A 6,777-nucleotide genomic window follows, 5' to 3' on the forward strand; every position below is an offset into this window, starting at 1 on the left:
GCACACGCTGTGGCCGCCTACGCGCGGCCACAGCGTGTTCTTCTCCCGTCCCACCTGGTGCGTCCTCGCGATTGACATTCGGTGCTGTCTGTGCTATTATGAACTCGGACAAGGGCGCCCGAACGCTCTGCAGAAGACAGCCAGCGGAATCGGGACGGTAGGCGAGGTGCGGGCAGACCCCAGGAGGGCTGCCCCCAGAAGGAGGGGGAGATGAAGCGGTTTGCGACGATGGTGCTTGCGGGCATCGTCCTCGTCGTCGCCGCCCAGACGGCCGTCGGGGCCGTGGGCTGGTGCGGGAACATCTGGCCCGTGAACGGCACGTCGTACACGTCCAACGACAACATCGGCGTGTACGTGCAGGTGTGGAAGCCGGGCGTGACGGACCAGCCGGGCCAGGGCGCCGACATCGCGGCGTATCTGTACTACCGCTGCGGCGGGACGTCGGACCCGTTCACGGAAGTCGGAATGGTCTACAACGTGGACATCGGCAACAACGACGAGTACATGGGCACGATCCCGGCGGGCCACGGCTGCAGCCAGATCGAGTTCTACGTGAAGGTCGTGGACCTCACTGACATGGCCGAGTGCTACGGCAACGACCAGTGGGGGAACCCCCCGAACTTCTTCCTGCCCATCACCCAGGTTCTCGGTCAGGACGTCATGGTGACGTTCCACCTCTGCCTGGCCGGCGAGACGACGACCTCCGGCGACGTGTGCGTGACCGGGAGCGGCAACGAGCTCACGAACTGGGGGGGCGGCGTCGTCATGACTCGCCCGTGCCCGACGGCGAGCCCGAAGCTGTACCAGGTGACCATCAACTTCCTGGCCGGCTCGAACCCTCATCGCTGGTACAAGTACAAGAAGGACGGCTGCCAGACCTGGGAGAGCACCGGCGACCACAGCTTCGTGATCGACGACTCGGGCCCGACGATGGACCTCTGGACTGACGGGTGGGAGTACCAGACGCCCGACTGCCCGGAGTGCCCGAGCCCGATCGAGTCCGGCACGTGGGGCACGATCAAGGCGCTCTATCGCTAGCCGGGGTCTGAGGCGACTCGCAGTTCAGTGATGTTCGACATCGGGCCCCGGCGCGCTTCGGCAGTCGGGGCCTGATGCTCCCAGGGCGCGCTGGTCCCCGAGCTTGTCTCGGGGGGGGCCGCGGCGGCGAGTGCCCCGCGGCGATGGAAGGAGGACGGCATGAGGGCTTTCATGGCGGCGCTTGCGGCGCTGCTCGTACTCCCGGCGGTCGCGCTGGCGGCCGGTCACATCACGGGGAACTTCCAGGGGTGGAATCCCAACGATCCCAACTACGAGCTTTCGGTCAACGCCAACGGCGTCTACGTGCTCACGAAGAGCCTCGACGCAGGCGCGCACCAGTACAAGGCCGTTGACGGGAACGCCTGGGGGCAGGACTTCCCCAGCGCGAACCAGAGCTTCTCGCTCTCCGGCACCGGGAACGTGACCTGGTACGTGAACTTCGGCGCGGTGGTCGGCACGAGGCAGGGCGACGAGTACGTGTTCCACAGCATGAACCCGCCCATCGTCTGCGGAGACTTCATGAGCGAGCTGGGCGGGAGCGACTGGGACCAGACGAACACGACGCTCACGGTCATGTCGGACCCTGACGGCGATGACGTCTGGGAGTGGCAGTCCGTCATCCCGGCCGGCAACTACCAGTTCAAGATCGTGCTCAACAACAACTGGGCGCAGAACACCTCGACGTCCGGCAACCGCCTGTTCTCCTCCAACGGCTCCACGCCGGTGCTCTTCCGCTACCACATGGTGAACAACCTGACCGAGGTCTTCACGGCGGCCCCTCCGACCGTGGTATCGGCCCGCGTGAAGGCGGCCTGTCCTGTCGACACGGGCGTCCTCGAGGTCAAGTTCTCGAAGGCGGTGGAGGAGACCTCCGCGGAGACCGCGACGAACTACACCGTGGGAGGCCGCGTCTACACCGTGCTCACCGCCACGCGCGACCCGCTTCAGACGGACACCGTCTACCTGGAGGTGTCTCCGGACCTCGTCGAGGGCGACGACTACACCGTGACCGTCACCGGCGTCACGGACCTCGATGGACGGCCGGTTGACCCGAGCAACAACACCGCCTGCTTCTTCCTCCACAAGGTCGTCTTCGAAGTTCACATGGAGCTCTACGCGCAGGCGAACGGCGTTCCGACCAGCGTCCACATCCAGGGCGACACGTACCCCCTGACGTGGGACCAGTGCGGCGGGTGCCAGACGTACGACGACGGCACCAACGGGGATGCGGTCGCGGGCGACCGCGTCTACACGGTCGTCGAGTACTTCTCGCTCGGCTACGCGTGCGGCGGCAGCGCGTCGTCCGCGCAGGTGAAGTACAAGTACATCGTGGACTGCACAACGTGGGAGGGCGACTACGAGTTCGGTCACTACGTGACGCTCGATCCCAACGCCGCGAGCCAGACGATGAACGTGTGGTGGGAGGACGTGGCGCCGTCGGACAACATTTCGTGCGACGTCGGGGTCCGGTTCCAGGTCACCAACGCGCCGACCTGCGGCTACGCCCTGTACGTCCGCGGCAACAGGGCACCTCTCGACTGGTCGACCGGCATCGTGCTCAGGGACGACGGCACGGGCGGCGACCTCACGTCGGGCGACGGCATCTACTCCGCGCTGGTTGTCTTCCCGACCGGCACGCACCGGCAGCTGGAGTACAAGTACTTCTGCGCCGACTCCCAGGAGAGCGGCGTGTACGAGTGCGACACGTATCCCAACCGCGCGCTCACGCTCGACGACGTCAACCACTGCGTGATGGCACGCGGCCCGATGGAGTTCGTGGACCTGTGGGGATGGTGCGCGCCCGTCGCCACGGTTCCCGAGGGCGAGGATCTGAAGAGCTGGGGCCGGATCAAGAGCCTCTACCGTTAGGAGACTCCGCAGGCAGGCCATGAGGCCGCCGGGTCGGATCCCAGCAGCATCGTCGGGCGGGGAGAGGTCCCCGCCCGACGGCTTTCCGGGGAGCGGTCGGTCGGGTCCAGTTGACACCTGGTTCGCGTTGTCATAGCTTGAGCCCGCCCACGGAGGCCCGGGCGGTTGCGCCGCCCGGGCGGAGACCGGCGTAAACGGGGCGGCGTGACGGCGTGTCCAACGACTCGACTGACAGGGCGACACCCCCGCAGGGCAGAGAGGATGAGGGCCTCGTCCGGCGGCTGAAGGCCGGGGACGAGAGGGCCTTTGAGGAACTGGTCGCTGCGTATCGCGAGCGGGTCTATCGCGTGGCGTGGCGGGTTGTGAGGGACGACGAGATCGCCGAGGACGTTGCCCAAGAGGCGTTCATACGGGTCTTCCGGCACGTCGGGCGGTTTCAGGAGCGGTCGAGCCTCTACACGTGGATCTACCGCATCACGGTCAACATCGCTCTCAATCGGCTCCGGAGAGACAGGTTCCGTCACATGGTGCCGATGGGGGAACTCCAGTGGGAGGATCGGCGAGCCGACGCGGATCCCAGCTATGCGGCGATGAGCTCCGAGCTGGCAGGGCGCGTGGACTCGGCGGTCAGATCTCTCCCCGACAAGCAGCGGGCCGTCTTCACGCTGAGGTTCTTCGAGGGCCTCAGTCACAAGGAGATCGCGGAGGTCGTCGGCTGCTCTGAGGGCACTTCGAAGGCGAACTACTTCCACGCGGTGAGGAAGCTCAGGAAGCTCCTGGGGGATCTGCGATGAGACGGGAGTGCGCACGGGTCCAGGAGATGCTGGTCGAGTTCGCGTCGGGCGGCCTTGACGCGAGCGAGCGCTCAATGATCGAGGAGCACTGCGCGGCGTGCGCGGCGTGCGCCGAGGAGCGCGCCGCGCTCGAGCGGCTCCTGGAGGCCGTTCGCGACGACGGATACAGGCAGCCCTCGCCTTTCCACTGGACGCGCTTCGAGGCGAAGCTCCGGAGGAGGCTTGAGAGTGGCAGGCGGCGCGGCGAGTCGAGGACCTGGCCGGCGCTGATCCCGAGGCTGGCTCCCGCCGCCGTGGCGCTCTTCTGCTTCGCCGTGGGTCTCTGGCTCGGGCTCAGGCCGGTGACGGGCGGGGTGGAGCAGGGCGCGCCTCCGCGGGCCGTGGCGTACGGGCCGGTCGGCGTGCCTTCCGTCATCTCTCCCGAGAGCAAGCTCCTGGTCGATTCAGGCCGAGGCGCCCATCCCGCGTATGCCGCGGACACGCTCCGCCCCAGTGCCCTTGCCCCGTTCGGCGATCCCCCGGGCATGGTGCTCGCCGCCTCTCAGCGCCTTGCCATCGTCGGGTCAGGCCCGGGCCAGCGATCGCTCGGACGCTAGTTGTCGCAGGCCGCCTCGGGACCGCCCGCGCGCGGTCCCGCGGCTTCAGGGGGCCGCCCCGTCATGGGGCGGCCCTTCTGCTTCCAACTTCGCTCTTGTCACGCGGATGAGACCTGTGCTACGAGTCCTGGCGCGCGGGTGTGCTGCGCAAGAGCTGTTGATGTCGAACCGAGAGGAGGCGTTGGGACATGGGAGTCTGCGCATGCGTTCTGCTTGCCTTTCTTCTGTGCGCGGGGACAGCCTGGTCGGCTGACGCCCCGGTGACGGATGCGGCGCGGCCGGCCGGTCTCGCTCAGTCGAGCGCCCCGCTGATCCGGATGACGCCGGGCGCGCAGCCGGACTCCGGGACGCTCTCCGATGAGCTGTCCTGGCTTCTCGGCAGCGAGGCCTACCCCGGGGCGCCGACCGCTGCCGATCTGGGCTTCACGGGCCCGCGCTGCGAGCTGGACTGCGGCGCATGCGACCGGACGGAGCTTGAGCCGATCTGCGAGGACGACTGGGAGGACATCTGGAATGGGGGCTGCAACTCCTCGCCGGAGGTCTTCCAGACGCTTGCCCCTTACTACGGGCGCATCACAGTGTGCGGGACGAGCGGCACCTACCTGTACGGGAGTCTGAACTACCGCGACACAGACTGGTACGAGATAGAGCTCCTCGAGACCACGACCGTCCGCTTCGGGTGCACCGCCGAGTTCCCGGTCCTGATCTTCTTCATCAACGGCACCGCAGGATGCGGTGCCCTTGAGGTCGTTGACATGGCGACGGCCGATGCCTGCGATGAGGCGTGGGTCGAGGCGACCGTCGGCCCGGGCACGTACTGGTTGTGGGTCGGTTCGCAGACCTTCGACGGCGTCCCGTGCGGCTCTGAGTACCTCATGACCGTTGACGGGTTCTACGCCGACTCGTGCGTGGCCGACTGCCCGTTCGGCTCGGTGGTCGAGGGCGAGCCCATGTGCCACGTCGACTACGTTGACTCCTGGAACGGCGGCTGCAACTCCATGCCGTACGTGTTCCAGACGCTCGATCCGTCCGCCGGGACCATCAGAGTCTGCGGGGAGACCGGCGTGTTCGAGAACGGCGGGCAGTGCTGGCGGGACACCGACTGGTACCAGATCACGCTCGACCAGCCGCGGACGATCGAGATGTGCGCGTTCGGTGAGATGCCCCTGCTGCTGTTCATCCTGGGCGGCTCGTGCGACGGCCTGACCTTCCTCGACACCGCGTTTGTTGACGCGTGCGACGCCGGATGCGTGTCCGCCGCGCTCAGTCCCGGCACGTACTGGCTCTGGGTGGGGCCGCAGTTCTGGCTGCCGACGGACTGCGGGAGCAAGTACACCATGACGGTCACCGGCTACACGACCCCGGTGGAGCGCAGGTCGTGGGGGACGGTCAAGACGCTGTACAGGTAGCCTTCTGCGCCGTTCTGAGGGGCCGTCCCCGCCTCGGGGGCGGCCCCTCTTGTCCAGAGGACCCATGAAGATCCTCGTGGTGGGGGGCGGGGGCCGGGAGCACGCCCTTGTCTGGAAGATCCGCCAGAGCGCGCTCGCCCGCGAGGTCGTCGCGGCGCCCGGCAATGCCGGGATCGCTTCCCTGGCCCGCTGCGTGCCCCTGTCGGCGGACGACGTGAGCGGGCTTGCGCGCTTCGCCGTGGAGGAGCGCTTCGACCTCGTGGTCGTGGGTCCCGAGGCGCCTCTCACGCTCGGGCTTGCCGACCGGCTCGAGGCGGCGCGCGTGACCGTCTTCGGTCCCTCGCGCGCGGCGGCGCAGCTTGAGGGCAGCAAGTGGTTCGCGAAGGACCTCATGCTGCGGGGCGGCATCCCGACCGCGCAGGCGTGGGTCGCGTCGAACCGCGACGAGGCGCTGGGCCGCGCGAGGGAGATCGGTCTGCCGGTCGTGGTCAAGGCCGACGGTCTTGCCGCCGGGAAGGGCGTGGTCATCGCCCGTGACGCGCGGGAGCTTGAGACCGCGGTCGACGACGCGCTCGTCCGCGGTGTCTTCGGGCCCTCGGGCGAACGGGTCGTCATCGAGGAGTTCCTCGAGGGGGAGGAAGCCTCCGTGCTGGCGTTCGTGGACGGCCGCCGCTCCGCGCTGCTCGTCCCGTCGCAGGACCACAAGCGGGCGCACGACGGTGACGAGGGGCCGAACACCGGCGGCATGGGGGCGTACGCGCCCGCCGCTGTGCTCGGCGCGGAGGCCCTCGCGGACGTGCAGCGCCGCGTCATCGACAGGGCCGTCGCGACCCTCGAGGAACATCACGGCATCGTGTACCGCGGCGTCCTCTACGCAGGTCTCATGCTGACGGCCGGCGGCATCAGGGTCCTGGAGTTCAACTGCCGCTTCGGCGACCCGGAGACGCAGGCGGTGCTCCCGCTTCTGGACGCAGACATCGTGGAGATCATGATCGCGACGGCTCGAGGCGAACTCGCTCCGTCGTCGGTCGGCGCGCGCCCCGGCGCCGCAGCCTGCGTCGTGATGGCATC

The 6,777-nt window shown here is 68.2% G+C and carries 6 protein-coding genes; all 6 read left to right on the plus strand.

Going from position 1 to position 6,777, the window contains the following annotated elements; all coding sequences use genetic code 11:
- Nucleotides 1-210: 210 nt before the first annotated feature.
- On the plus strand, nucleotides 211-1,038 hold the full coding sequence (locus tag FJY74_06450) for a hypothetical protein (GenBank protein MBM3307945.1): 828 nt from the start codon (nucleotides 211-213) through the stop codon (nucleotides 1,036-1,038).
- A 159-nt stretch (nucleotides 1,039-1,197) separates the two neighbouring features.
- Nucleotides 1,198-2,907 carry an Ig-like domain-containing protein gene (locus FJY74_06455; GenBank protein MBM3307946.1) on the plus strand — a complete coding sequence of 570 codons (1,710 nt, stop codon included), beginning with the start codon at nucleotides 1,198-1,200 and terminating at the stop codon, nucleotides 2,905-2,907.
- 212 nt (nucleotides 2,908-3,119) lie between these two features.
- Nucleotides 3,120-3,701 (plus strand): sigma-70 family RNA polymerase sigma factor, encoded by a 582-nt coding sequence (locus tag FJY74_06460; protein MBM3307947.1) that lies wholly within the window; start codon nucleotides 3,120-3,122, stop codon nucleotides 3,699-3,701.
- Nucleotides 3,698-4,297, plus strand: a complete 600-nt coding sequence (locus FJY74_06465; GenBank protein ID MBM3307948.1) for a zf-HC2 domain-containing protein — start codon at nucleotides 3,698-3,700, stop codon at nucleotides 4,295-4,297. Before FJY74_06460 ends, FJY74_06465 begins: the two co-directional genes overlap by 4 nt.
- A 188-nt stretch (nucleotides 4,298-4,485) precedes the next feature.
- Nucleotides 4,486-5,706, plus strand: coding sequence for a hypothetical protein (locus tag FJY74_06470; GenBank protein MBM3307949.1), 1,221 nt, complete (start codon nucleotides 4,486-4,488; stop codon nucleotides 5,704-5,706).
- Nucleotides 5,707-5,770: 64 nt separating this feature from the next.
- Nucleotides 5,771-6,777 (plus strand): phosphoribosylamine--glycine ligase (purD, locus tag FJY74_06475; protein MBM3307950.1); only part of this gene is annotated, 1,007 nt, incomplete at its 3' end.

It is taken from the genome of Candidatus Effluviviaceae Genus I sp. (assembly GCA_016867725.1).
Lineage (GTDB): Bacteria > Joyebacterota > Joyebacteria > Joyebacterales > Joyebacteraceae > VGIX01.

Excerpts from the sequence above, each read along its gene's own strand:
- FJY74_06455 (MBM3307946.1), top strand. The coding sequence starts at position 1,198 with ATGAGGGCTTTCATGGCGGCGCTTGCGGCGCTGCTCGTACTCCCGGCG.
- FJY74_06465 (MBM3307948.1), top strand. The coding sequence starts at position 3,698 with ATGAGACGGGAGTGCGCACGGGTCCAGGAGATGCTGGTCGAGTTCGCG.
- FJY74_06450 (MBM3307945.1), top strand. The coding sequence starts at position 211 with ATGAAGCGGTTTGCGACGATGGTGCTTGCGGGCATCGTCCTCGTCGTC.
- FJY74_06470 (MBM3307949.1), top strand. The coding sequence starts at position 4,486 with ATGGGAGTCTGCGCATGCGTTCTGCTTGCCTTTCTTCTGTGCGCGGGG.